The sequence below is a fragment of the Marinomonas ushuaiensis DSM 15871 genome, assembly GCF_000521805.1.
GTDB lineage: Bacteria > Pseudomonadota > Gammaproteobacteria > Pseudomonadales > Marinomonadaceae > Marinomonas > Marinomonas ushuaiensis.
In genome coordinates, this window is record NZ_JAMB01000006.1 from 46,575 (window position 1) to 72,105 (window position 25,531).

Here is a 25,531-nt window from a genome sequence, read left to right on the forward strand (position 1 = left end):
AACCTTCACAATTACCCTACCCAGTTAAATTAAAATCGTCAAACCCACAAGTAAAAATTGGCTCAGTATCCTTATTATCTGGTTAATCTTTAAAAATAAGAACTCGTTTATAATAAAGTATACAAAGTGATAGTAGATCAACATCATTGATTTCCTATAGTCATTCATTTTATTTTAAGCGAGTCACTAAAAGTTGCTCTACCCGAACACCTTCAAGATCAAGTACTTCAAACTTGTACCCTTCATAAATATAAAAATCAGTTCGCTTTGGCAAGCGTTTCAAACTGTAGGTTATAAAACCGCCTAAGGTTTCATATTGAGTACGATCGGGAAAGTCTTCTATATTCAAACTGCGCATAACATCGCTAATCGGTGTTAGGCCTTCAATCAACCATGAGTCCTTGTCTCGCTGAACTATCTGCTCTTCATCTTCTGGCGTTAATAAACCGCCCATGAACCCACCTAACAAATCTTTTACTGTGACGATACCAACAATCGTTGCATATTCATTTACAATTACAGCAAAGGCTTGAGGCGCCACACGAAAGGCATTCAAGGCTTCAGAAAGTGTTAGTGTTTCAGGTAAGTAGAAAACGTCCTTGTCTACTTTATCGGGCTTAATCTGTGCGGGTTCACCTTTCAGCACTAATCGCAAAATCTCTTTCGATTCAATAATGCCTTCAATTTTATCCAAACTGCCATTACAGACTAAAAAGTCATTATGAGGATGATCAATTATTTTCTGGCTAATCACTTCGCTGCTGTCATCTATATCAAAATAGATAATTTGATCACGAGGAGTCATGGTGCTGGAAATATTACGTGTTTCTAGTTCAAACACATTGCCAATAAGCTGATATTCCTGCTTTTGTAAGCTACCGTCTTCAGCACCGGCATCCATCATGGCAACAATATCTTCGGTAGTAACGACTTCTTGTCGTTCGATAGGCACATTAAACAAACGCAAAATAATGTTGGTCAAACCGTTAAACAAAAACACCACTGGCGTTAACAAAAATGTTACCCAAAGCATTGGCGTTACCATACGAATCGCCACGGCTTCCGGCATAATGATCGCAAGGCGTTTTGGTAGTAGATCAGCGAATAAAATAAACAATGACGTCAGGGCCAAAAATGACAATACGAAACTAATTTGAGCCAATAACGGCCCAGTATAAAAAAGACTAACGACGTTTGTAATATAAGGCGTGAGCGCTTGCTCACCAATAATACCGCCCAAAATGGCAATCGCATTTAATGCGATTTGTATCATCGCAAAAAAAGCACCGGGTTTTTGTTGAAGCTTAATCACTGCTTGTGCTTTCAAATTTCCTTCATCAGCCAATACACGCAGTTTAATTTTCCTTGCCGCAGCCATACCTATCTCAGACATAGCAAATAAGGCACCGGCAATAATCAATAAGCCAATACTCAACACATCGTTCATTTTATTTCTCACTTCTTACCAAAAATCCCACCCAAATATGAGCGCATTATAGAAGGAAGTTGAGCGGACACAATGTATATTTTTTATACTTTTGAGGAAGTCTGAAGGTAGCGTTAATTAAAATTCAAGAAGCGTATAAAAAGAAGCATTTTCATCAAAACACACCCTTATTAACTCATTCTTTATAAGTCTTTTAACACTTGAACATTAAAACCCTTTAGTGACGAGGACGCGGAATAGTGGGAAAAATAATCGACAAAGTTTTCATCTACCACTTTTTGATGGAGCACACTGGCATGACGAAGAAACAATTGCCCATCTTTGCGTATCGCAAAACCTTGGTGGGAAACATTCATATTAGTGCCAATCCATTTTTTCAGTACCCAATCTGGACGCACCATGGTAATCACACTACCAGAAGGGATTCGATCTAAAAGAGACCGGTTTATCTCTTTTTCTTTATCTGAGTTCTTAGCATTAAGACCTTCAGCATCAAAATTTTCTGCCATGGAATAAAGCGCGGTGATAGGGACATAATCTATCGTGGCAATTTCTGGCGAAAAGACGTCACCTTCTTTATGAAATTGAACTAACAAGACATCACAATAAGTGGATGAATCATCATCACAATGAAGGTTTTTCTTCTCCATTTTCTGATACCAAGGCGCTTTATCAATAGTCGTTTTTGCCGTCATCAACGAACCATGAGCCACAGTCTTAGTAATGTCTTCTAGTTTATCTTGGTTATTCGGAACCCAATCCAAACTGGGAAAATGATTACGTGCAGTAAAAGCCACATTGCCGTCTTTATAACGTAGACTCATTAAGTTCGGCATAAAATCACCAACAGACTGAGACATAGCACCCGCTAAAATAGTTTCCACATAGGTTGTACAATCAAACTCACCAAACCGAACCAGAGGGTCTTTATCGTATTTCCCTTGCTCCCCTTCTCCCAAACTCCCAGCAACATAAGGCGCTCCAACAAACACTTGACTCAAAGCATCGATTTGCTCTTCTAGTGACACGACTTGTTGGTTAGCGTCAATTACTTGATAAAAAAGAAACTGATAGGATGGGTCAGAAGGTTCTAGCTTAATGTTTGCCATTACAGGTGAAATAGTGAAAAGAGCCAAAGTTAGAAAGGATATGAAGTTCAACATGAAAACCTTGTTCTATCTTTTATAAAAATGACGACGAAGATGATAGTAATTGACGGACGTCATCTACCGAAGTAAAACGAACAATTCGTTCCACTTCTTCGCCGTCACGCAGCAGGATTAACGTCGGCCAAAGCTTTACACCAAACTGTCGACCTAAGCGTTTTCCTTTGCCATCAAAGACCTTGATATGAACCAAATCAGAATGCTCATAGATGCCTTCGCTCACTGCCTCACGAGCGGCCTGACAATGACCACACCACGGTGCACCAAACTCCAATAAAGCAATGCCTGACAAACCATTAATATCATCAAGACTTGGTGCTTCTTCAGAATATTCAGTATTAAATCCAACTGTCGTTGCTTGCATTGCCTCTACCTTTTTAACTTAGGCCTTTTCAAATTCGTCTTGGCATTCATAAGAACCCATTTCAAACTCTCGACAAATCCAAGGGCGATTCTCATAAATAGTACAAAAATAGGTTTCTCTGTCCACCGCGGAACACCAACCATCTTCAAGTCTCAACATGGTTTCCCCGCCCCATTCATCCACTTTGATGTGTTTCTCTGGCACACCCGTATCACTGATGATCATCACTTCCATACGGCAACAAGAAGCTTGGCAATTAGAGCAAGCGACTTCGGATTCCAAGATATCGTTTAATTTAATATTCATGAGCAGCAGGATACCTTATAAACAAACCGCTGGCGCCTGATAATCTAGATTCAACAGTTTAAAATAGTTTTCACCCAACACAATATTACGAAAAGCATTGTCATCAAGATATTGATGTATACGACCGGTGGCATTTAATTCCCGTTGATACACCTCGTAACTATTTCCTCGAAACGCCACAAAATCAGAACCTGGTAAAATACGCTCTGAGTACTGGTTCATAAACGCCACGTACAGTGGCTGATTCTCTTTTTTACTAAAGTAATAATCGTCTAAGACTCGCCATGAAATATCTAACATCAGATTAGGATGTTGATCCAATAAAGCAGACAAAATAGCAATGTGCTCAGAGGCTTTCATTTTAGTTTGCTGATATGACATTCCCATATGTGCCCAAACAATTTTATTATCAGGATAACGAGCCAGCGCCTTCTCCATTAAATGCAAATAATAGGTTGGATTTGCATCGTTACCAATATCAGAATGAATGGTGATTGGGTAATTTCTTACTCGTAACTCGACCATAAAATCCGCCCATTGTTCGATATTCTGAGGACTGGCAGGAACATGGTGGTTATTAAACTGAGCCTGTTTAACCAGGTTCACCTCTCCCATCCAATGAAACATCCCTGGGTATTCTTTTTCATACAGGGCCATTAAGGCAATAGTAGATTCAGGGTTTGATAAATCCGTAAAAGTCATAGACAAGGTCAAATGCAAGTCATCAGGCGCAGATGCCAACATATTTTCTGCATTAACAAAGTCATTCCGTGTTGTTGGTAAAACAGGAATACCTGGGCATTTTGAATAATCAGAACAAGACGAATTTGCAGGCAACATTTGCCCAATACCGTAAACATTAACGAAGCGTACGCTGGTTCGGGATAGATACGTATTCATCTCGTCAAAAGGAATGGCCTTGCCGTCAAAAGGCCGGTAATGCAAATGGGTATCAACCACTGCGGTATAAGGTTCTGTTTCTCTATTGTAGCAAGCGGATTCACCTCTAAAAGAATCAAGTGAGCGATTCATTGTGCCATCACTTGAAGAAACACACCCAGCTAGTAAAACCGTTTGTAAAATAAAATACACACAACGCCGCATCAATCTCGTTCCTAAATAAAAAAATAGTCTAATCAACTATTACAAAGCATCCTTTTGCCACTGTAAACCTATTTAAAGACAAGTCCGTCTAAGACGGTCTCTAAGAATAAATAAAAGTGGTCCTTAAGAATAAATATATCTACGCTTGACCTGTGACTTAGGTCGAAGGTTTATACTAAGTCTTATTTACACTTGAATTCAGAGATAACAACCAATCAAGAGATTAAAAATGTACAAAATCGGCGAACTTGCAAAAGCATGTGATATCAACAACGACACCTTACGTTTTTATGAAAAAAACGCACTGCTCTGCCCCTCTACTCGTTCAGAATCTGGTTATCGCCTCTACACTGAAAAAGACAAAGAAACTCTACAATTTATTCTTCGGGCCAAAGGCGTTGGATTCACGCTAGCAGAAATCAGAGAACTGCTTTCCATTGAAGTTAACAAAGCCGACAGCGCCTGTGCTGATGTCAAAACACTGGTTGATTCAAAACTCAATGACGTGGAGACAAAATTGGCCGAATTAATACGTTTTCAAACATCTCTAAAACGTTTATCCAATGCCTGTTGTGGCGGAGCTGAAAGCGCAGAACATTGCACCATACTCGAAGCATTAGAATCCGACACGAACGATGTTCGCCATGAGCACAAGCTCAACGATAAGGAGTCATAAGGTGAGTTTTTTAACGCATTTCTATACTCTCTTTTTAGAGTCAGCCCCTTGGTTGTTGCTTGGTCTAGTGCTTGCAGGCTTATTAAAAGTGTTTATTCCAGCAGCTTGGATGAACGCTCAGCTCGGCGGGCATGGCATAAAAGCCACAATAAAAGCGGCCTTGATTGGAGCACCTCTCCCTTTATGCTCTTGTGGCGTCATCCCTGCCGCTATCGGCTTACGTCGTGCTGGTGCATCAAAAGCTGCAACAACGTCTTTCCTTGTTTCAACACCAGAAACAGGCATCGATTCTATTTCTGTATCCTATGTGTTGCTTGGGCCATTCATGACCATAGTTCGTCCTATCGCAGCTGTATTCAGCGCCATTTTAGCTGGGTTGCTTGTTGGTAAGGATGAGGAAGAAAAGACAACGACATCTTGCCCTACGCCAACCCCTATTTCTTGTTGTTCACCTAAAGTAGTACAACCAATTGAATCATGTTTCACGCCAAAAGAAGCCACATCCGTTTCATCATCTTGCAGTAGTAATCGCAGCAAAAAATCTGAAAATACCATAAGTAAAGTTCGAACAGGATTAACCTTTTCGGCAACCGACCTAGTTGATGATATCGCGCTTTGGTTGCTGGTTGGGTTGGGCTTCGCTGCTTTAGTACAAACCTATATATCTAATGACTTTTTACTTCAATGGGGGAACGGCATCATTGCAATGCTCGTCATGGTGCTGGTCTCTATTCCTATGTACATCTGTGCAACCGCATCAACGCCAATTGCCGCTGGGTTATTGCTTGCAGGTATTTCTCCCGGAGCCGTCTTAGTATTCATGCTAGCGGGCCCTGCAACTAATATTGCAACCTTGGGAGTTGTCAGAAAAGAACTGGGTAAAAAAGCCCTTCTGAGCTACTTAACTGGCGTAGTTGGTGGCGCTCTATTATTTGGTTACTTGGTAGACTTTCTTGTTGTGCAGTTCAATATTCAGGTCATGCCGCAAATAGGCCATCAGCATGAATTTTTACCAAGCTGGTTAACACTTTCAACAGCCGCCATTTTGGCTGCTTTAATGATATTTTCAATGACCAAAAGTATTATTAAATTGAAAGATAAACCTCTGACTGATTTAAGAAAAAAAACACACACAGCCTGATTATTTTAAACAAAAAAAGAGCGCCAAATGCGCTCTTTTTTATCAGTGTAATGAACAATGATTAACTCTTTATTTACCCATCAAATCCGCTTTAATGATATAAAGCTGGTTTGAATCAACTGTGTTGGCATCAAGGTATTTTTGTTCCAGCTTGCCTTTTGTCGACCAAGTTGCAAAATCATCATCGTTCAAAACACCCAAATGATGTTCATCAATGATCCACAAACCTTCCATTTTATCGTGCGGATAAGCAACCTCTTCCACCATGTCGATGACTAAGGTTTTATCAACCGGTTGAATGTCTTTTTGCGCTAACGCATCCCAACCATTTTTTACGACATATTGTTCTAGCGTCAGACCTTCTATCATCAAACCGTGGCTTTCATCTCGGCTCACTGAAGAAGAGCTAGCAATTTTTGATAGTGGCGTACCTGTTGTCAAGTCAATACGATAAACTTGTTTTTGCGCATTCGGATTGGCTTTGGCTGGTCCACCTAATAAAAAGCTACCATCGCGCTCTATTACTAAAAACTTATTCGCAGTTAAAGTAGAAATTTCAGAGTTTGCATTCTCAGCTTTCTCTTGACGATACAAATACTGCTCTGTTTCACCACTGTTCAAATTCACTGTCACGATGCGAGTGATATCACTTTTTTGTGCCGCTTTGTTTGGGTTCGCCATAGTAGACTGCATGATGCCAACTAAGGTAGTTTCGTCTGGTGTAACCGCTAGACCTTCCATTCCTCGGTTCGCTCGTCGGTGTTGGTAAACAGCGGGAAGATGAAAGATAGTACGCTCGTCATTTTTGAACGAATTAATACGACCTATCTCAACGCCATTAGCATCAAAATGAACAATATGCGGGCCATACTCATCACTCACCCAAAAAGTACCGTCTTTTAGCGCGACTAAACCTTCACCGTCTAAACCATAATCGTCTAACTTGATTGGGTTTGTCGTTTTATCATAAGGCTGACTGTCATTAACTAGTACAGGTTTGCCGTTCGAGTGGTAAGGCGTTTCTCCCGTTCCACCTAAGGCAGACGTATTTGGCAAACCTGAAATAACACTGCCGTCAGGGCGCTTCAATAAAATGTTTTCTACTAAACTGATTGAGCCGTCAGTCGCCACTTCAAACAAACCAATACGTGGTGTGTAAGACGCAACAGGGAAACTTTTTCCTTTGCCATAATCGCCCGTGTAATTCGCGTTTGGACCGCGGTCTGTTAATGCATAGAATTGATTTACCTTACTTGGATGAGATGTCATCGCAGACCCAAAACCACCATTACGAATCTCAAATGTTTGATTAGTTTTTGCGTCAACCAAATCATCACGCAATACTGAATAAGGCAATTCACTGCCCTGCTTTGGAAAATGGTCTAAAAAGGTCAAACTACCTTTATTGTCTGTACCGACATTACTTGCGCAACCAGCTAAAACACTGACAGAAACCAAACTTATCAATAAAATTTTATTCATCATATTTGCCTTTAACCTTCATGCACTCTCGTGCGTTTATCAATTTCACATCAGGTTAACGGTTAGTTATGACGGTTTAATGAACTCAATCTCAAAAGTCTAAAAAAAAGAGGCCAACCGGCCTCTTCCTTTTATTACAACTTAAAAATCACAAATTACACTTTGTATTATTTCAAATCTTTCGCGTATTCAACAGCAATGTCTTTTTGTGCTTGAGCAGCAGATTCAGACAATAGATTGAACCATTTCTCGCCGTCTTTGATGTTGCCTTTAAACCAGCTATAAACAGGTTCTGCAGATTCCTTAAAACCAGCTTTTTCTTCTGGTGTTGGTACGTAAAGCGTACCACCTGATTTTGCGAAATCTTGATATGCTTTTATTGACTTACGCTTAGGTGAAGCAAATGTCGCTTGCTGCAGAGCACTAAAACCATCAACCATTACTTTACGTAGATCTTCAGGCATATCCATGAACATCTCGTTATTCATGTACCAAAGTGCTGACATGTATGCGTGTCCATCAAGCGTCAAATACTTTAGACCTGCTTCGGTAAACTTCATTCCCATAATATCAGTAATGCCGTTTTTAGAACCTTCTACAACACCTGTTTGGAAAGAGGTAAACAAATCACCCCAAGGAATGGGTGTTGGGCTTGCTCCCATTGCACGGACTAACTCTTGTGGTAAATCTGCAACAACAGTACGGATTTTCAAACCTTCCAAATCATCTGCTGTTTTTACTGTGCGTTTGGTATTCGCAAAGTTACGCCAGCCGCCCGTATTACCGATTGTCATCAGACGAACACTATCACCAGAGTCTTCTAAAATTTGCTTACGCAGTTCACGGGTAAAATCCCCTTCCAGTACTTTTTCTGCAACACGGTCATCTGGTAGCAAGTACGGTAAATCCAATACTTGTACGTAAGGATACATAGATGCAGCGCCGCCAGTCGTTGAGATATAGACATCAATAGAACCATATTCTAACGCTTCAAGACATTCCACACCGTTACCGCAAAGTTGTGTACCCATGTAGATATCCATCGCGATACGACCGTTTGAATGAGACTCGATGAAGTCTTTAAAAACAACCAAACCATCGTAGTCTTCGTCATTTTCATTCGAGTTAGCCACGGCGCGAAGATTAAAATCTGCTGCTTGAGCAGCACCACTAAGCAATACACCAGCACCGATTAACCCAGCGGCAATCACGTTATTTATTTTTGTTTTCATGAACATTGAATTGTCCTCTTTTAAATTTTTATTTTATGGTTTTATTTTACATTTTTACGATAATCACTATCCCGCGACCAAACCGAGTAACCTAGGAACGGTCATGGATATAGCGGGGAAAAAGGTGATTAAAAAGATCACTACAACCTCAACCGCAAGGAAAGGCAGTATGGCTTTTGAAATAGATTCGATTCGTTCTCCCGACACACTGGAGGCGACAAACAGCACCAGCCCCATTGGTGGTGTTGCTAGACCAACGGTTAAGTTAACACTCATGATAATAGCGAAGTGAATTGGATCGATGCCTAAATTGATAAAGATAGGACCTAAAATTGGTCCTAAAATAATAATCGCAGGACCCGCATCAAGAAACATACCGACAATAAACAATAGGATGTTAATTAAGAATAAAAGAATCAGTGGGTTTTCGCTGATAGTTAACACCCAGTTAGCAAGAATCTCTGCACTGTGTGACAAGCTCACCACCGTTTTGAAAGCAATGGCAGAACCAACCAACAGAAGCACTACAGCAGATGCTTTAGCGCCTTTAATAAAGATGTCTGGCAAATCTTTCAAGGTAACGGTTTTCATTACCCAAACACTGATAATCAATGCATAAGCCGTCGCCACAGCAGAGGCTTCTGTTGGCGTAAAGATACCACCAATAATGCCACCCAAAATAATAACCGGTGCAAACAAAGGCAATATTGCATTTCGTGTTGCATGACCTCGTTCTGTCCAGCTTGATTTTGGACCTGCAACGGGAAAATCGTATTTTTTCGCCATCAATGCAACAAGAATCATCAACGAAACACCGACCAAAATACCTGGCACAATACCCGCAGCAAACAAAGCAGCCACAGACACTTCCATGGTATAAGCATAAATAATCATGATGCCAGAAGGCGGAATAATCGGACCGATAACCGAAGAGGCTGCCGTAATAGCCGCGGCAAATTTTCGGCTATAGCCATTCTTTTCCATCGCTGGAATCATCATCGAACCAATCGCAGAGGTATCCGCGACCGCAGAACCAGATAAACCCGCGAACAACATACTCGACAAGATATTAACGTGAGCCAAACCGCCTCGAACATGACCAATAAAAGATTGGGAAAACTGCACCAAGTTCATGGTGATCCCGCCCCTATTCATCAACTCACCAGCCAACATAAAGAATGGAATAGCCATCAAAGGAAAGGAATCAATACCGTTGTAGATGTTTCGAAACAAAAGGGAAATATCACGCTCCATGCCAGTAGCAAAAAGCATCATTCCAGGTGCCGCCAGCATAGCGAAAAACACCGGCATACCAATCAATAACAGAATTAAAAATAAAGGTAAAAACAACGCTAGCATAATATGTGTCTCTTATTATTGTTTTAAGCTATATATCACATGAAATTGAGTCACTTATTCAGCACCGCTAGACGATGCAGAATTACTGGGAAGCTCAAGTTCAAATATTTTTTTGTCACCAAACAGACAGCCGATCTCACGTAAACAAAGCTCGATATTGGCTAACAACATAGTGAAAAAACAGACAGGCATAGCAAGGTAAATCCACGCTCTAGAAATATGCATAGACGCGGCTCTAGAACGAAAACCACGTTCGAAAAAATCGATACCCAGTGTCACGAGTTTAAAAAGTACAATGCCAGCACACACTAGCAATGTCAGTTTCAAAATACGTGAAGCACGCTCAGGAAGGGCAAACAAAAGCATATCAATAGCGACAAAACCGCCCTTTCGATACGCTTCTCCAGAAACAACGGCCATCATCCAAATCATCAAAGCACGAGCGGCTTCTTCTGGCCAAGGTAAGGCGCTGTTCAAAACATAACGGCAAAAGACCTGCAATAAAATAACGCTGATCATAGCCGTAACCAACACCCAAGCGATATTACGCCCGATGAAACCAATCGCTTCATTTAGCTTTGCTAAATAATCAACTAATCTTTGCAAAATGATCATTTTTTGCTCCACGAAAATCTTATTTTTATTATATAAAAAACCTTATCTCAATGTCGTGAGTAAAGGTTTTTTTTTTACAATCTTTGTTCTTTTCCAAACTACTATTTAGCCAATCACTATCTTGGCAGAAAGTGGCTGGCCAAATAGTATAAAAACAGAACTATGGAACTTCGTGTCCAGCAGCAGCGGTTAACATTTCAAACCACGTTTCTCTGTCTATTTGAACATCCATTGCTTTCGACAACGTCTTAATACGTTCAGGATGATTAGTGCCAACAATAGGCAAAATGTTAGCAGGATGAGCTAATAACCAAGCAACAGCAGCTTGATCTATAGAACAGTTTTGTTGTTGACAAATACGCTCAAAAATTGGCGCTAGTCTTGCTGTCGCGACAGAATCTTGGAACAAAGCGCCACCAGCCAAAGGAGACCAAGCCATCGGCGTTAATCCGTCTAGCTGTATCGCTGACAATGTGCCATTGGTAAACACATCACGGTTTAACAAGCTCATTTCAACTTGGTTAACTACCAAAGGATGTTTCATGTGAGATTGCAACAAGCGCCAGTCCCATACTTCAAAATTTGAAATACCAACAGCGCGGACTTTGCCTGAATCGATTAAGGCATCAAGAGTTTTACCTGTTTCAGCGGCATTCATGAAAGGGTCAGGACGGTGAATCAGAAGCAAATCTAAATAATCTGTGTGTAGATTTTTTAAGCTATTTTCAACGCTCATTTGTATGTAGGCCGCACTCGTATCGTAATACTTAACTTGGCGTTGCGGGTATTTATCAGATGGAATGGCAATATCACACTTAGAGATTAACTGTATTTTAGAACGAAGGCTTGGATCCTGCGCTAATGCTTGGCCGAAAAGGCGCTCGCATTCGTAATCGCCATAAATATCTGCGTGGTCAAAACTTGTAATACCTTGATCTAGGCAAAGATCAATTTTTTCTCTGACATGAGCAGTAGACGTATTTTCTGCATCTGCTAAACGCCATACGCCATAAACAAGACGACTCAATTGAACATCTGATTTACCAAGTTGAATCAGTTTCATTATTCAGTAACTCCAAATTTTTGATATCTAAGCCGCGCATTTCATACAGAAAACGTCAGCGTTTATTTTTATAATAACTTAGTTGCTCAGTCTCCATTCTCTCAAATGCATATCTTTAAAAAAGTGCATCAAGAACAAATCCTGAGATCTTGTATATTGACATTATCAGTGTATTCTATTGATGTAAATCAATAGTGAATGAATTTTGTTCGATTTGGTTCATTAGAGCTTAATTAAATGATTTCACCTAAGAAAAGCACAAAAAATGAACGCCATTCAACATGATAAATAAGAAATGACAGCCGCTCTTTCCTTAACCGTTTCCCTCGATTTAAAACTCAAAGGTAAGCTATTTAAGTTGTAGAATGACCCAATATCTTACAAAACGGAGATAAGTTAAGTGACGGATAAAAAAACAAAACAGCTGCCACTTTATATTCAAATTGGCGAGTTATTACACAGAGAAATAGCAGCAGGTCATTGGCTTCCTGGGGAACGTTTGCCAGTGGAGTCCACTTTGGCTGCAACCTTAGGTGTGGCCATTGGCACCTTAAGAAAATCGTTAGCTAAGTTAGAAGAAGACGGACTATTAGAGCGACGACAAGGTTCTGGCACCTACATAAAAAGAGTGTCTGGAAGTCGTGCCATCTATCAATTTTTCCATCTTGAATTGCTTGGCGGAGGTGGTGTTCCAACAGCTGATACTCTCTCATTAGAAGTCGATGAAGATCCTTTTGTATTAGACCAGCTGCAAATCAGCGACAAAACTGAAAAACTGTGGTGTATTCGCCGGTCTCGCTATCTGAATCGCCAATTAGTCGCGGTAGAACAAATATGGTTTCGCCATTCCCATGGCACAGCATTAAAACTAAAAGACTTACACGAATCGCTTTATCTCCACTACCGTGAAAACTTTTCCTTTTGGATTAGCCGAGTAGAAGACGAAATTGATTGCGCAGCGGCACCCGATTGGGTCACTGAAAAACTAGGATTAGCATCTCAATCTATGCTGCCAAAAGTATTGCGTCGTAGCTGGTCGAATGAAGGAAAAATCGAAGAATTCTCTTTCACTTGGTACGACCCAACCAAATGCCGCTACTTTGCGCGCTGGCATTAAAAAAACTAACAATTCACTCAGATACAAAAATAATAAAGGATAATAACAATGAAAAAAACAGTTCGATATGGCGTACTAGGCTGCGGCATGATGGGCCAAGAACACTTGCGAAACATTGCCCTTATCGAAGGCGCACAAGTAGTTGCCATCACAGAACCAGATGAGCATATGCGCGAACGCTGTTCTGCATTGGTTCCAGATGTACAATTCTTCGATACAATTGAAGAAATGCTTGCCGCCGATGCCATTGATGCGCTTGTCATTGCAACGCCGAACTACCAACATGCAGACCAACTACTCCAACTGTTTGAACAAACAACACTGCCTATTTTGGTTGAAAAACCCGTTGTTAGTCATTTAGACCAAGTTGTAAAAATCCGCCAAGCTGCAGCCAATCACCCTGCGCCAGTTTGGGTTGCGATGGAATACCGTTACATGCCACCCGTGGCTCAATTTCGCAAACAAATTCAATCCGGCGATATTGGCCCGATGAAAATGCTTAATATTCGTGAGCATCGTTTTCCATTCCTAGAAAAAATCCAAGATTGGAACCGCTTCAATGAAAAAACAGGCGGAACCTTGGTGGAAAAATGCTGCCATTTCTTCGATTTGATGCGCTTGCTTACTCAGTCTGAAGTGACTCGTGTTTACGCTTCCACAGGACAAGACTGCAATCACCTTGATGAAAGTTATGACGGCCAAGCTCCCGACATCATAGACAACGCTTTTGTGGTTGTTGACTTCAACAGTGGTCAACGCGCCAGCCTTGACCTCAATATGTTTGCCGAAGGTTCTCGTTATCAAGAAGAAATCTGTGCTATTGGTCCAGAAGCTAAAATAGAATGTTTTGTACCGGGACCAGGTCGTTTTTGGCCAGAAAAAACCTTAGGACCAGCACCTATTCCTAAAGTTGTTCTAAGCCCTCGCCACCCTAAAGGCCCAATCGAAGCGGATATTCCAGTTGATGAAGCTTTGCTAGAAGCTGGCGATCATAACGGTTCAACCTTCTATCAACATCTAGGTTTCTTCAACGCGATTACTCAAGGAACACCTGTAGATGTGTCTATTGAAGACGGCTTAAAAGCGGTTGTTATTGGTCTTGCTGCACAGCATTCTGCTCAAACAGGACAAGCAGTAACCTTATTGGAGGATGGTTTTTCGTTTTAATCTCTCTTTGAAATATCTTTTTAAAAACTATTTTGAAATATTTTTAATTAAATAAAATCAATAGTTTATGTGATTTATAGAGATTTTTTAATGTAAATTCATTCACTATTGATTTACTTATTAGATGATTCTGATTAGAGTAATTTATAGATTCTTCCTAGTCTCGTTTAAACGGACTAGGAATTTACCAATAAACCATGATTACAATCGGGGAAAATATGAGCGTTATCATTTCCAAACTAGAAGAACAAAAACAAGTAAATGGGTTGGATTTTCCGTTATTAGTGACACCAGATAACGCAGACACAGCAGAAAATGAATCCAATTTTTTACAATGGGTCGAGAAAAATAAAACAGAGTTGCAAGGACTATTGATAAAACATGGCGCCGTTTTATTCCGCGGATTCCCTGTTGGCACGTCTGATCTTTTCGAGCAGATGTTGGATCATACTGATTACAAAAACATGCCTTATGTGGGCGGTGCAGCACCAAGAACACAAGTGACCGCGTCACGTATTGTGACTGCAAATGAATCTCCAGCGACTGAAACCATTCCGTTTCATCACGAAATGGCGCAAGTCCCTACACCTCCAGGCTACATTTTCTTTTACTGTGACATTGCCTCTCCTGTTGGCGGCGCTACCTCTATTTTGCATTCAGGCGAAATTTGCGAAAAATTCTTCGACTTAAATCCTAGCTTTGCTAAAAAGGTCGAAGAACAAGGCGTTCGCTATATTCGAGTCATGCCAGAAGAAACAGACACCAGTTCAGCCATAGGTCGTTCTTGGAAAGAAACCTTTAATGTTAAAACCAGAGAAGAAGCAGAAGAGCGAATGAAAGACGCTGGCATGCGCTGGGAATGGCTAGAAGATGGGGACTTAAAAACAGAAACTAGCATTCTAGAAGCCATCCGCTATGACGAAGAAACAAAACAAAAAGTCTTCTTCAACTCTATGGTTGCAGTTTATTCAGGATGGAATGATAGCCGTAACGAAGGCAAAAAAGCCGTTGCAACAGCCGATGGTGAACCAATGGACGACGCGACCATGAATGCCCTGATTGAAGAAATGAACAAAAGTTGTGTCAACTTCAAATGGCAAGCTGGCGATGTACTTTGGATTAACAACCACACCACCCTACATGCACGTCAACCATTTGAAGGTGATCGACGCATACTCGCGTCCATTTCTTTTAAATAGTTAGTAATAAGAGAATCTCCCAACCATAAAAAGTGTCATCAAAAAAGAGTAACCATGATTTCTTGGTTGCTCTTTTTTATTTGGTTTCAACAAACAATCAACAAATGAAATATTAACCTCTTCTTCTTTCCCTCATAGATTATTGTTCTGATATAATTTTTTTCCTTTACAGATTTCATACAATTGCTTCAGTGAGTAATGAATTAGATGCTTAACACTACCTCTCGACTATTTACCTTTACCTTCATAAGTTCTTTATTTTTGTTACTCAGTGGCTGCCAATCACTTTTATCATTTGACTCGGTCGATTCCGTTAAGCAACTATCAACACAAATAAAAAATGCAAACAATAAAGAAGATGTGAAAGCCATCGCAGAACAGGCAAAAATCACACACAACCTTATCAGCTCGGATATCAAAGCCATTAAAGCCTTATATGAAAATCTTGACCAAGAAGTAAACAAGAAATGGGGTAAAGACAATACGGCACTACCTGATAAGAAAACCTACGTAAAATACGTTAACAATTACCAAGCAAGAACCGTTGTGGATTTCGATAAAGGCTCAGTTCAAGTTGAAAGTTTAGCAACGAGCGACCCTCTAGCCGCTCTCAAAGACGCGGTAACAACCACGCTACTGACTACAGCAGACCCAACCAAAACGGATATATTCTCCAGCTCCGCACCGAATACAGAAGGCGTTCCGTTCCTATACCCACAAGTTATCGACCATGACGGAAAAGTCGTTCAATACGCCTGGCGAGCGAGCCGCTATGCGGAATATTTGGTGAATAACAAACTAAAGAAAAGCCAAGAAAATGGCCAAACCGTCTATGCCGTTGAATTTGACCTTGTTGAGCAACACCAGCACCTTCGCCAAGAAAAATACAGCGAATACGTCATCGCGGCGGCGAACCGTTACAACCTAGAACCAGCACTGATTTATGGCATCATTGAAACCGAAAGCTCATTTAATCCTTATGCCGTCAGCCCAGCCAATGCCTATGGTTTGATGCAAGTTGTACCAGCCACAGCAGGCAAAGACGTGTATAACCTAGTAAAGAAACGATCTGACGAACCGACCAAAGAAACCCTTTTCCAACCTGAAAGTAACATTGATATCGGTAGCGCTTATTTGTACATATTACAAACTCGCTACCTTGTTGCCGTCAAAAATGAATTAAGCCAAGAATACTCCATGATCTCCGCTTACAATGGCGGTACAGGCAACGTACTGAAAACCTTTGATGCCGACAAAACTGTCGCCATGGAAAAGCTCAACCAGAACTCCGCCAGCAGCGTGTACCAAAAATTACGATACGATCATCCTAAAGCAGAATCTCAGTATTATTTAGAGAAAGTGACTAAGGCGAAGAAGAACTACGAATAACAAGAACCATAAATTTCCACTGACGATACTTATCCAAACTCTCTCGCCAAAGCACAGGTCGCTTTGGCGTTTTTAATTTTATTCAGTATCAATTCTGGTTCTGAACCTGCTTCATTTTGTGCTGCAATTTTCGAAGACAACAGCGCGGCGGATTCAGCGACGCCGTAGACGCCCACTGTGTTGAAGATGTAGTCAGATTTAGTACTGAGCAGCGGTTCCATCGATGCAAGTTCTTCTGCGTTGTAAGTATTAAATGGCCAGTTGTATTTCTCAGCTAGGACAATCAAGTTGGTTTCATCAGCTTTGATGTCGATGCTATTCAATGAGTGAATATCTTTTGGGGTTAAGCCTTTCTGAGCCAAGGCATCGAGCATTAAGGATTCAAGAAATTCAAGCGGACAATTCCGCTCGCATCCCATTCCCAAAGTATAAACAGGGTTCAAATACGGTTTTGCGGTGGTCATCACAAGTTGCGCACCAAGACGACCTGCCACTTGCGCGCCCCACTCGTTCGCACCACCTTCATGACCTGATAAAAGCGGAATAACAAATTTACCAGCTTCGTCTAAGACCAACACGGGTGGGTCTTTATATTTATCCTGTAACACGGGCGCCAGCGTTCGCATAACAATACCTGTGGCACAAATGAAGACTAACCAATCACCTTGTTGAAAGGCTGTTTGTACATATTCAGCAAAAGGCTGAGGCTTATACTGTAAATCCGCTTCAGGCCATTCAACTTGTAAACGCTCACCCAGTTTTGTTCCGGCTGGCGTCAGCGCAATAATGCGTATCAACGTGTGCCTCGCTCGCTTTTCGTTACCACAAACAAAGAAAAATACGGGCCGGCTTTGTCCTCTAAAGTCGATACATCTTTTACGATACGTTCGTTTTCACGGCCAATGTATTCAAGGTATTGGGCGTCTTGCATTCGATTGGTTTTACGCAGTGCCATGAGAATTCTAGGACGTGCGCGCCCTGCTTTCATAATCACCACACTATCGTGATGCTCTAACGCGGTATCAATTTGCGCCGCAGAATGGCGACCGCTGACCACGGCGAATGATTCTTTCAATACGGTTAACGGATGATTCAAGGCCGATGACGCCGCATTAATAGACGACACACCGGGAACCACTTGGCATTTGAATTCTTCTTCTAAACGCTCTAATAAATACGCGAATGAGCCAAAGAACAACGGATCACCTTCACACAAAAACACCACATCTTTGCCTTGGCGTAATTCATCCGCAATAGAGTTTGCACCAGCATCATAGGCTTCGTTAGCTAACGTGCGATCGGTCGACATTGGCATCACAATCGCGATTTCATTTTGTCCATGGGTCACACCTGAGAACGCTTCGCTAGCGATGGTTTTCGCTTGCGAGCCACCTTCCGCATTCGCTAGATAGCTCACCACTTCTGCGCGCTGAATCAGTCTTAAAGCTTTTAATGTGATTAGTTCTGGATCGCCCGGACCAACGCCTACGCCAATGAATCGACCAGTTGAAACAATATTATCTAGCAGGCTCATAGTGCGCTGTCCTTTGTTGTAATTTTTATTTGGTGGAGAGAATTAGCTGACGCTTTCGTAAAATGGAAAAGCGTGACGGGAAGGTTTGGACGATACACACGCTGCCCAGCAAGGCGCTCACCTTTTGCCACAGCAAGTTGAATACTTTGTTCTTCCGCGTCTTGCTCGGTTTCTCGCTGTTGTGCGAACTGGATAATTTGGTACTTGGTGTCTTCGGTAACAGCGCTCACCATCAAGCTTCCACCGATGGGTAATAAACTCCAAACCTGCGCCATTAAAGCGACTAACTCGCCATCGCTGCCACCAATAAAGACCTTGTTTGGAGCTTTGTGTTTCAACAAGATATTTTCTAGAACTTCTGGCGCGCGCCCTTCTACAATCGACAAGTTTTGCACGACGCCAAAACGTTCTTGGTTGGCTTTCAAACACGCAAGGCGATCTGGGTGATGTTCCACTGACACAATCTGGCTATTCGGATGCCAATAGGCTAATTCCACACTAACACCTCCACAGCCGGCGCCAATGTCCCAAACCACATCACCGTTTTGGATATTCATATAAGACAAGATCGCCAAGCGTACTTCTCGCTTCGTTATCATGCCTTTGCCATCGCCTTTGTCAGTGATGAAAGACGTATCAGGAATGCCCGGCGCAAGTGGATAAAATCCATTATTCGCAGGGATTTTCAACACAATGACATTCAATGGGTCGAATGTTATATCGGCTTTTAATAAGTCATTAACAGAAAAAGTACGTACCTTTTCTGCCCCATAACCCAAGGCTTCACAGACAGTAATTTCAGCATTCTGCAATCCAGCCAACACACATTCTTGGGCGATGTTTTTGGGTTGGCTATGCTTATCCGTCAACAACACCAGTGTGTTATTTCCGTGTAAATAACGACGTAACGACACCAAAGGTCGACCGTGTAAACTGACTGTTTGGACATTTTGCAAAGATAAACCAAGGCGATGGCACGCCACTTGTAGACTAGATACATTCGGATAAAACTCAACATCATTGAGTGAAAAATGACGCATTAACCAAGCACCAATACCGAAATACAAAGGGTCACCAGACGCCAAGACAACGACTTGCTTCGCTCCTTGTTTTTGCCAATTATCAAACTCGCTTTCAAGCTGTTTTAACTTAGGTAAATCAAAATATTGTGCTTTGTGTGTATAAAGCGAAATGGTCTCGTGCTGACGTGGCGCACCCAACACAATATCTTGCTCAGACAAATTAGCCAAAGTCACCTGAGCAGATGCATCAAGGTTTGCTTGTTCGTTAACACCAAGGCCGATCACATGAATTTTCATCCTTTTACCTTCTGAAAAATCATTAATAATACTCGCCAAGATTACAACGCAATAATGCATTACAACTGGCAGAAGTTACGGCGCTGCCGCCCATTCTGCCCAACAAGGTAATGCATTCAATGCCAAGCTTTTCATGAGCGTCCCACAAGGCGTCTTTCGATTCCGCCGCGCCTACAAAACCCACCGGCATGCCAATAATCAAAGCTGGTTTTGGCGCGCCTTGTTCTATCATTTCAAGCAATCGAAACAAGGCGGTTGGTGCATTGGCGATGAGCACGACACTGCCTGATAAATCCTCTCCCCACAAACTTAGCGCCGCCATAGATCGAGTTTCGCCTTGCTCTTTAGCAAGATTCGCCGTTCGTGGGTCATTCAAAAAGCACAAAGGCTCTTTGTTGATCATACGTTTTGTCACGCCTTGTTTTACCATTTCCACGTCACACAAGATCGCACAGTTGTTCGCTAGTGCATCTCGGCCAGCTTGTGTTGCATTCGCACTGAATCGAACTTGCTCGGCGACTTCTGGCAAACCTAAGCTATGAACTACGCGCATAACAACTTGCTGTTGATCTCGGTTCAAGCTAGATAAATCGGTCAGCTCACGAATTTGGCGAAAGCTGTCTTGCTCAATCGCTTGAGGTCTTTTTTCGAAAACTGGTTTCTCAGCAACATGAGAAATAGCAGTAGACGTATTTGATGAAATATCTTGAGTCACTGTTGGCTGTCTTTTTTATGAAGGTTTTTTCTTGTTCCAAAGGTTTTTAAAAACGCCTCAAAACACATTTGTGTATCACTAAATTCTCGATCAGCATCAGGCAATTCTGGCCGTTGATGCAATAATACAGGAAGCGCAAGTTCACGCGCAGCTTCCAGTTTTGAATAGGTCGCGGATCCGCCGCTATTTTTACTGACGATGATATCAATGCTTTCTTCGATTAATAACTTTCGCTCGTCTTCTAAGGCAAATGGCCCAATGGCTTTTATCCACTCTATTCCTTCTGGCATGGTGAACTTCGGAGCCACAGCCGTTCGCCATACAACTCGTTTAACATTCGGTAATTGGATAATTTTTTTAAGTAAGTCTTCACTCATTTGCCCTGCGCTTAATAATGGCACACGATAGTGAGAAAGCTGTGTTAATAAATCTTCATCGGTTTGGTATTCTATCCAATTATCTTGCGCTTCTTTTATCCAAGCAGGACGATGAAAACGCCAACAAGGAATGCCCACTTCTTTACTGGCGGCAACCGCTTTTGTACTCATGGTTTGTGCATAAGGGTGAGTCACATCGAGAATCATGCCTATGTTTTGATCTCGTAAATACTTCGCTAAACCACCAAATTGAGTGAAGCCGCCAACCACCAGCTCGCAGTCGACTTTTGGCACTCGAACTAAACCTGCCAAGCTGTAGATGACTTGTATGTTTTTATGAAGATCACTGGCTTTATGAAGAACACTTGCCTGATGAAGTGAGTCAGCTAATCGACGAGCGTCGGCGGTTCCCCCTAATAAGAGTATTTTCATAAGGCACTTCCTACAAAATGCCCTTTTCGATCAATCGCCCAGACTTCCAGTTCCATGTGATTTGGAATGTATTTTCGAGCAAACTCTGAGGCTTGCTGGCAAACCGCGTCTGCCAGCTCAATATTTTGCTCTTGAGCAAACGACAAAGCCTCAACACTGGTGTTGGCGTTTGCCATTTTTGTTTGTAATGTTTCATCCGCGCCTAATGTCGCCGCAAGTTTCGCCAAGGCGTTTAAGTCAATGCTCGACGCTCGGCTGTTTAAATCCATATTACCTTGAGCCAATTTACTGATCTTACCGAAGCCGCCACAAATACTGAGTTTTATAAGTTGTTTCGAATCGGTTCGCTCTACTTTTTTAACGTGTTTTAACACAGCACCAACAAAGTCACCCATTTCTATCAGCGCCATGTCGTCCAGCTGATAATGACTTTTTATAGCGTCTTCGCTGCTGTTTCCTGTGGTCGCGGCAATGTGTGTAATTGAATTAGCTCGCGCAACATCAATACCTTGATGAATCGAGGCGATATACGCCGCACAAGAAAACGGACGAACAATGCCCGTTGTTCCTAATATGGACAAACCACCCAAAATACCCAAACGTGGGTTCATGGTTTTTTGTGCGATTTGTTCGCCGTTTATCACACCAACCGACACATCAAAACCACCTTGATAATCATAAGTTTCCGCAAAACCTAACAAGTGCTCAGACATCATTTTTCGCGGCACAGGGTTAATTGCTGGCTCACCGACATCAAGCAGCAAACCTGTTCGCGTTACGGTTCCAACACCCTGTGCCGCATGAAAACGCACGCCTTTCTCTGGCGCTAAACGCAGTTCAACAAACAAGGTCGCGCCATGTGTCGCATCAGGATCATCCCCTGCGTCTTTTATGGTCGCGGTTTTCATCCCGTTAAGAAGTTCTGAATATTCAATAATAGGTAAATTGACGACTTTGCCTTTTGGCAAGGTCACACTGACTGAGTCGTCTTGTTTTTGAGCAAAAAGTGCTTGAGCCGCCGCCACGCAACAGGCCGTCGCGCAGGTTCCGGTGGTTAAACCGGTGCGTAATGGTGTGGGTGATTCAGCACTTTCTGGCCACATCGCGTTAGTGACCTTTCCCTAGCTCTTTTTCCGCAAGAAATAACTTGGCGGTCGCTTCAAGGTTAGAAGGAAAGAACAAATGTAGATAACTCGCGGTTAATCCTTTGCTTTGATAAATCGCTTCGCCCGGTGCGTGATGTCGCTGACGACGACCAAAGCCAACGGGATCTGGTGTGTTAGCGCTACGTGATCTGTGATGTGCATGACCACGAATTTCCCCTTGAGGAACCACAGCCGTTTGCATACCTTGGCAACCGCGTTTGCCACGCATCGCGCCTTGTCCTTCTAAAATACCTAACATGGGATAACAATCGTCATTCAAATCCGTCAGATCATTTAAGCTGTACAGCATGCCGCCACATTCCGCGAGAATTGCTTTGCCTGTTTGAAAGAATGCTTGAATAGCCTGTTGCATATCTGTGTTTTCAGACAAGGCTTTGGCATGTAATTCGGGATAACCACCCGGTAACCAAAGCGCGTCCGCGGCAGGTAAAATTTTGTCTTTTAATGGTGAGAAAAATACCACCTTTGCGCCCATTTTCGTTAAGGCTTTTATATTGGCATCGTAGATAAAACTGAACGCGGCATCTTGTGCAATGGCGATAGTTTTACCTTCCAACAGTAATTCTGTATTTTGACTGTCAGATTGATTATCAGCTTGAATAAGCAATGACTCAACAGGATAAAACGGCACGGCTGCTGGCAAGCTCAATAAGCCTTTATCATTGGTTTCTTTAAGCCATTCTACTGCGGCTTCAAAACGCTCTTCTAATTCATCCTTCACTTCATTGGCTTGTACCAAGCCTAAATGACGCTCTGGCAAGGTAATGTCTTCATCTCGCTTTAATGTCGCTAATAATGGCAAGTTTTCTGGCAAGGCATCACGAATCAATTCTGCATGACGCTCGCTGCCACAACGATTGGCGATCAAACCTGACACAGTCACGTCGTCACGGAAGTTAGCCAAGCCTGTTGCCAAGGCCGCGGCGGTTTGCGCCATGCCTTTTACGTCCATAACAATCGCCATGGGAATGCCAAAACGTGCGGCTAAATCTGCACTGGAAGGATCGCCATCGAACATGCCCATTGCGCCTTCGACCAAAATTAAATCCGCTTCTTTTGCGGCTTGATAGAGTTTGTCTTGGCAATAGTCTTCGCCTGCCATCCAAATATCCAGCTGTTCTACTGGCTGTTTCGACGCTTGCGCTAGAATTTGAGGGTCAAGATAATCTGGCCCTGTTTTAAACACGCGAACGCATTTACCTTGATTCGTAAAGTAACGCGCCAACGCGGCGGTAATGGTTGTTTTTCCTTGATTTGACGCAGGAGCCGTCAAAAATAAAGCGGGACAGCTAACAGGGCTATAAGTAACAGGAGCCGTCATAAATGAGTCTCTAAAAGCGAATTTAATGGAATATATTGTGCGCCCAAATGTTGAGCAATGTCTTGGCCTCGGCCTCGTTTAACTGGCGCGTTTTCTATATCGATTAATACCGTATGACCCGATAATTCGAGATCTGAAACGTCGGCCTGCGTTCGTCCATCCGTCAATATATAGGTTTGGCTATGCAAGCCAGCATTGCTTTTGTGTTGTTGCGCCAAATAGTCACTGGCATTTTCAATCGCAATACGAAAGGGTGTTCCGCCACCCGCACCAAGGTTATCGAGTAACTCTGAGATTACTTTTGGCGCTCGTACTCTTGGTAAAATCGAAGACACACCATCTTGTCCAAAGCCTAAAATAGCAATTTGTTCACGAGCAACATAAGCTCGATCAGCAATGTCTAAAATCACCCCTTTGGCTTTGGCAAAAACGCCTTGGCTTAATGTCGAGGCTGACGTGTCTAACAGGACTAAATGCAATATAGCTTGGCCTGTTTTCGCCGCTTTATGAGCAAGTTTTTTTGGCGGCCATTCCTGTGGTTGATTGATAATACTGCGAAACCAATCAACACCACTTCCTGATTTAGTAATATCAGGACGATAACCACCCTGCTGCTTGCCTTTAGACTTTCCCGGCGTCACCTCTCTCAAACGATTTACGGTTGAAGTGGCCTTTTTTTCATCTTGTGATGTGATTCGGATAGGCTCGGAAGATTTTTGCAATTGTGGCGTCATACTCCCCCAATCCCCTTCTCTTCCCTCAGATTCGCCCGTCTCTTTATTATCAATGTCTTGGCTGTCTCTTTGTTGATCTTGCTGATGGTTTTCAGAGCGAGACTGATCAGGGCGGCGAGAAGGTGGCGGCGTTGATGATGAAGGTGGTTGTGTTTTGGCTTGTCGACGATGAGCCAGTACAAGCTCTTCAACTGTTTTAATATCGTCTATTGTGACCTGCTTAGCACCACGCCACGCAGCGTATGTCATGGCAGCACGAATCCAAACAATATCACCACGCACACCATCGATGTTCGCCGCCTGGCAACGTGTCGCAACTTCCATTCGTAAGGCGTCTGAACAGTTAATGTCATTTAAAGCGTTACGAGCTAACCGAATGCTATTTTTCAAATTCCGTTGTTTGTATTTAAAGGCTTCGCTGAAGGACTCTGGATCTTGATCGAATTCATCTCGAAGTCGAACAATTTGTACCCGCTCCTCAAGACTGTATTGATTGCTAAGTTGAACCATCAATCCGAACCGATCTTGTAGCTGTGGACGCAACTCTCCTTCATCAGGATTCATGGTACCAATCAGTAAAAAACGAGCTTGATGTTCGTGGCTGATACCGTCTCGTTCAACACGATTTACGCCGCTCGCCGCAACATCTAGAAGCTGATCAACAAGATGATCAGCGAGCAAATTCACTTCATCAACATACAAAACACCGCCATGAGCTTTGCTTAACAAGCCTGGTTTAAACGCAACTTGTTTGTCTTGTAAGACTTGCTCAAGATCCAAAGCGCCTAGTAAGCGATCTTCGCTGGTGCCAAGCGGTAATGTGGCGAAAGGAGCGAGCTCTTCATCATTAAGTAAGGCAGGCATAACGCCAGACAAACCGCGAGCTAGAGTCGATTTAGCAGACCCACGAGGACCACTAATCAACACGCCATCAATTTGTGGGTTAATTGCGCAAAGAATCAACGCCAGCTTAAGTGGCTCTTGCCCAGCGACTGCAGTAAAAGGAAAATTGCTATGGGCGAGGCTGGTCATGAAATTACCTGTTTAATGGTTAAAGTCTAAAAACAAGATCGGAAAACGATATCAGAAAAACGCCCCTATTGTAG

The 25,531-nt window shown here is 42.4% G+C and carries 24 protein-coding genes; 6 read left to right on the forward strand and 18 right to left on the reverse strand.

Annotated elements, in window-relative coordinates:
• Positions 1-169 precede the first annotated feature (169 nt).
• From paeA to MUS1_RS08090, 5 genes are all read right to left on the reverse strand, one after another.
• Positions 170-1,447 carry a polyamine export protein PaeA gene (gene paeA / locus MUS1_RS08070; RefSeq protein WP_036161078.1) on the reverse strand — a complete coding sequence of 426 codons (1,278 nt, stop codon included), beginning with the start codon at positions 1,445-1,447 and terminating at the stop codon, positions 170-172.
• A gap of 182 nt (positions 1,448-1,629) precedes the next feature.
• Entirely contained in the window at positions 1,630-2,610 is a 981-nt protein-coding gene (locus MUS1_RS08075) for an N-acetylmuramoyl-L-alanine amidase-like domain-containing protein (protein WP_036161081.1), read from the reverse strand.
• A gap of 19 nt (positions 2,611-2,629) precedes the next feature.
• A complete protein-coding gene (locus tag MUS1_RS08080; RefSeq protein ID WP_036161084.1) occupies positions 2,630-2,977 on the reverse strand; it encodes a thioredoxin family protein in 348 nt (115 codons plus the stop codon).
• Positions 2,978-2,995: 18 nt separating this feature from the next.
• Positions 2,996-3,283 (reverse strand): YkgJ family cysteine cluster protein, encoded by a 288-nt coding sequence (locus MUS1_RS08085; RefSeq protein ID WP_036161087.1) that lies wholly within the window; start codon positions 3,281-3,283, stop codon positions 2,996-2,998.
• A 15-nt stretch (positions 3,284-3,298) separates the two neighbouring features.
• Positions 3,299-4,387, reverse strand: coding sequence for an amidohydrolase family protein (locus MUS1_RS08090; RefSeq protein WP_036161089.1), 1,089 nt, complete (start codon positions 4,385-4,387; stop codon positions 3,299-3,301).
• 229 nt (positions 4,388-4,616) lie between these two features.
• Here MUS1_RS08090 and zntR point away from each other — a divergent pair, with 229 nt between their 5' ends.
• Positions 4,617-5,063, forward strand: a complete 447-nt coding sequence (gene zntR, locus MUS1_RS08095) for a Zn(2+)-responsive transcriptional regulator (protein WP_036161092.1) — start codon at positions 4,617-4,619, stop codon at positions 5,061-5,063.
• A gap of 1 nt (position 5,064) precedes the next feature.
• Positions 5,065-6,204 carry an SO_0444 family Cu/Zn efflux transporter gene (locus tag MUS1_RS08100; RefSeq protein ID WP_036161095.1) on the forward strand — a complete coding sequence of 380 codons (1,140 nt, stop codon included), beginning with the start codon at positions 5,065-5,067 and terminating at the stop codon, positions 6,202-6,204.
• A 69-nt stretch (positions 6,205-6,273) separates the two neighbouring features.
• Here MUS1_RS08100 and MUS1_RS08105 read toward each other — a convergent pair whose 3' ends face one another.
• The 5 genes from MUS1_RS08105 to MUS1_RS08125 all read right to left on the reverse strand — a co-directional run bounded on the left by MUS1_RS08105 (position 6,274) and on the right by MUS1_RS08125 (position 11,955).
• Entirely contained in the window at positions 6,274-7,689 is a 1,416-nt protein-coding gene (locus MUS1_RS08105; RefSeq protein WP_036161099.1) for an esterase-like activity of phytase family protein, read from the reverse strand.
• A 164-nt stretch (positions 7,690-7,853) separates the two neighbouring features.
• Positions 7,854-8,924, reverse strand: a complete 1,071-nt coding sequence (locus tag MUS1_RS08110) for a TRAP transporter substrate-binding protein (RefSeq protein ID WP_156924875.1) — start codon at positions 8,922-8,924, stop codon at positions 7,854-7,856.
• Positions 8,925-8,984: 60 nt separating this feature from the next.
• The gene (locus tag MUS1_RS08115) at positions 8,985-10,277 is read right to left on the reverse strand and encodes a TRAP transporter large permease (RefSeq protein ID WP_036161102.1); all 1,293 of its coding nucleotides are present in this window, start codon (positions 10,275-10,277) and stop codon (positions 8,985-8,987) included.
• Positions 10,278-10,331: 54 nt separating this feature from the next.
• Positions 10,332-10,892, reverse strand: coding sequence for a TRAP transporter small permease (locus tag MUS1_RS08120; RefSeq protein WP_036161105.1), 561 nt, complete (start codon positions 10,890-10,892; stop codon positions 10,332-10,334).
• Between the two features lie 160 nt (positions 10,893-11,052).
• Entirely contained in the window at positions 11,053-11,955 is a 903-nt protein-coding gene (locus MUS1_RS08125) for an aldo/keto reductase (RefSeq protein WP_036161108.1), read from the reverse strand.
• A gap of 400 nt (positions 11,956-12,355) precedes the next feature.
• Between MUS1_RS08125 and MUS1_RS08130 the strand changes: the two genes are divergently transcribed.
• From MUS1_RS08130 to MUS1_RS08145, 4 genes are all read left to right on the forward strand, one after another.
• Positions 12,356-13,072 (forward strand): GntR family transcriptional regulator, encoded by a 717-nt coding sequence (locus MUS1_RS08130; protein WP_036161111.1) that lies wholly within the window; start codon positions 12,356-12,358, stop codon positions 13,070-13,072.
• 48 nt (positions 13,073-13,120) lie between these two features.
• A complete protein-coding gene (locus tag MUS1_RS08135; protein ID WP_211236446.1) occupies positions 13,121-14,239 on the forward strand; it encodes a Gfo/Idh/MocA family protein in 1,119 nt (372 codons plus the stop codon).
• A gap of 218 nt (positions 14,240-14,457) precedes the next feature.
• Positions 14,458-15,438, forward strand: coding sequence for a TauD/TfdA family dioxygenase (locus MUS1_RS08140; protein WP_036161445.1), 981 nt, complete (start codon positions 14,458-14,460; stop codon positions 15,436-15,438).
• Between the two features lie 207 nt (positions 15,439-15,645).
• Complete coding sequence (locus tag MUS1_RS08145) at positions 15,646-16,827, forward strand: murein transglycosylase domain-containing protein (RefSeq protein WP_051436178.1); 1,182 nt, start codon at positions 15,646-15,648, stop codon at positions 16,825-16,827.
• Between the two features lie 29 nt (positions 16,828-16,856).
• Here the strand turns inward: MUS1_RS08145 and MUS1_RS08150 are convergent, their stop codons facing one another.
• From MUS1_RS08150 to MUS1_RS08185, 8 genes are read right to left on the reverse strand one after another with little or no spacing between them, the layout of a single operon-like run.
• A complete protein-coding gene (locus MUS1_RS08150; RefSeq protein WP_036161115.1) occupies positions 16,857-17,624 on the reverse strand; it encodes a cobalt-precorrin 5A hydrolase in 768 nt (255 codons plus the stop codon).
• A complete protein-coding gene (cobI, locus tag MUS1_RS08155) occupies positions 17,621-18,361 on the reverse strand; it encodes a precorrin-2 C(20)-methyltransferase (protein WP_036161118.1) in 741 nt (246 codons plus the stop codon). The genes MUS1_RS08150 and cobI overlap by 4 nt, the downstream gene beginning before the upstream one ends.
• Positions 18,358-19,680: a bifunctional cobalt-precorrin-7 (C(5))-methyltransferase/cobalt-precorrin-6B (C(15))-methyltransferase gene (locus MUS1_RS08160; RefSeq protein ID WP_036161121.1), complete on the reverse strand. Its 1,323-nt coding sequence runs from the start codon at positions 19,678-19,680 to the stop codon at positions 18,358-18,360. Before MUS1_RS08160 ends, cobI begins: the two co-directional genes overlap by 4 nt.
• Before the next feature lie 22 nt (positions 19,681-19,702).
• The gene (locus tag MUS1_RS08165) at positions 19,703-20,359 is read right to left on the reverse strand and encodes a precorrin-8X methylmutase (RefSeq protein ID WP_036161451.1); all 657 of its coding nucleotides are present in this window, start codon (positions 20,357-20,359) and stop codon (positions 19,703-19,705) included.
• Positions 20,360-20,391: 32 nt separating this feature from the next.
• Positions 20,392-21,204 (reverse strand): precorrin-6A/cobalt-precorrin-6A reductase, encoded by an 813-nt coding sequence (locus MUS1_RS08170; protein WP_036161125.1) that lies wholly within the window; start codon positions 21,202-21,204, stop codon positions 20,392-20,394.
• Complete coding sequence (locus tag MUS1_RS08175; RefSeq protein ID WP_036161128.1) at positions 21,201-22,307, reverse strand: cobalt-precorrin-5B (C(1))-methyltransferase; 1,107 nt, start codon at positions 22,305-22,307, stop codon at positions 21,201-21,203. The genes MUS1_RS08170 and MUS1_RS08175 overlap by 4 nt, the downstream gene beginning before the upstream one ends.
• A 4-nt stretch (positions 22,308-22,311) precedes the next feature.
• Positions 22,312-23,691, reverse strand: a complete 1,380-nt coding sequence (locus MUS1_RS08180; RefSeq protein WP_036161131.1) for a cobyrinic acid a,c-diamide synthase CobB — start codon at positions 23,689-23,691, stop codon at positions 22,312-22,314.
• Entirely contained in the window at positions 23,688-25,457 is a 1,770-nt protein-coding gene (locus MUS1_RS08185) for an ATP-binding protein (protein WP_036161134.1), read from the reverse strand. Before MUS1_RS08185 ends, MUS1_RS08180 begins: the two co-directional genes overlap by 4 nt.
• Positions 25,458-25,531: the final 74 nt, after the last annotated feature.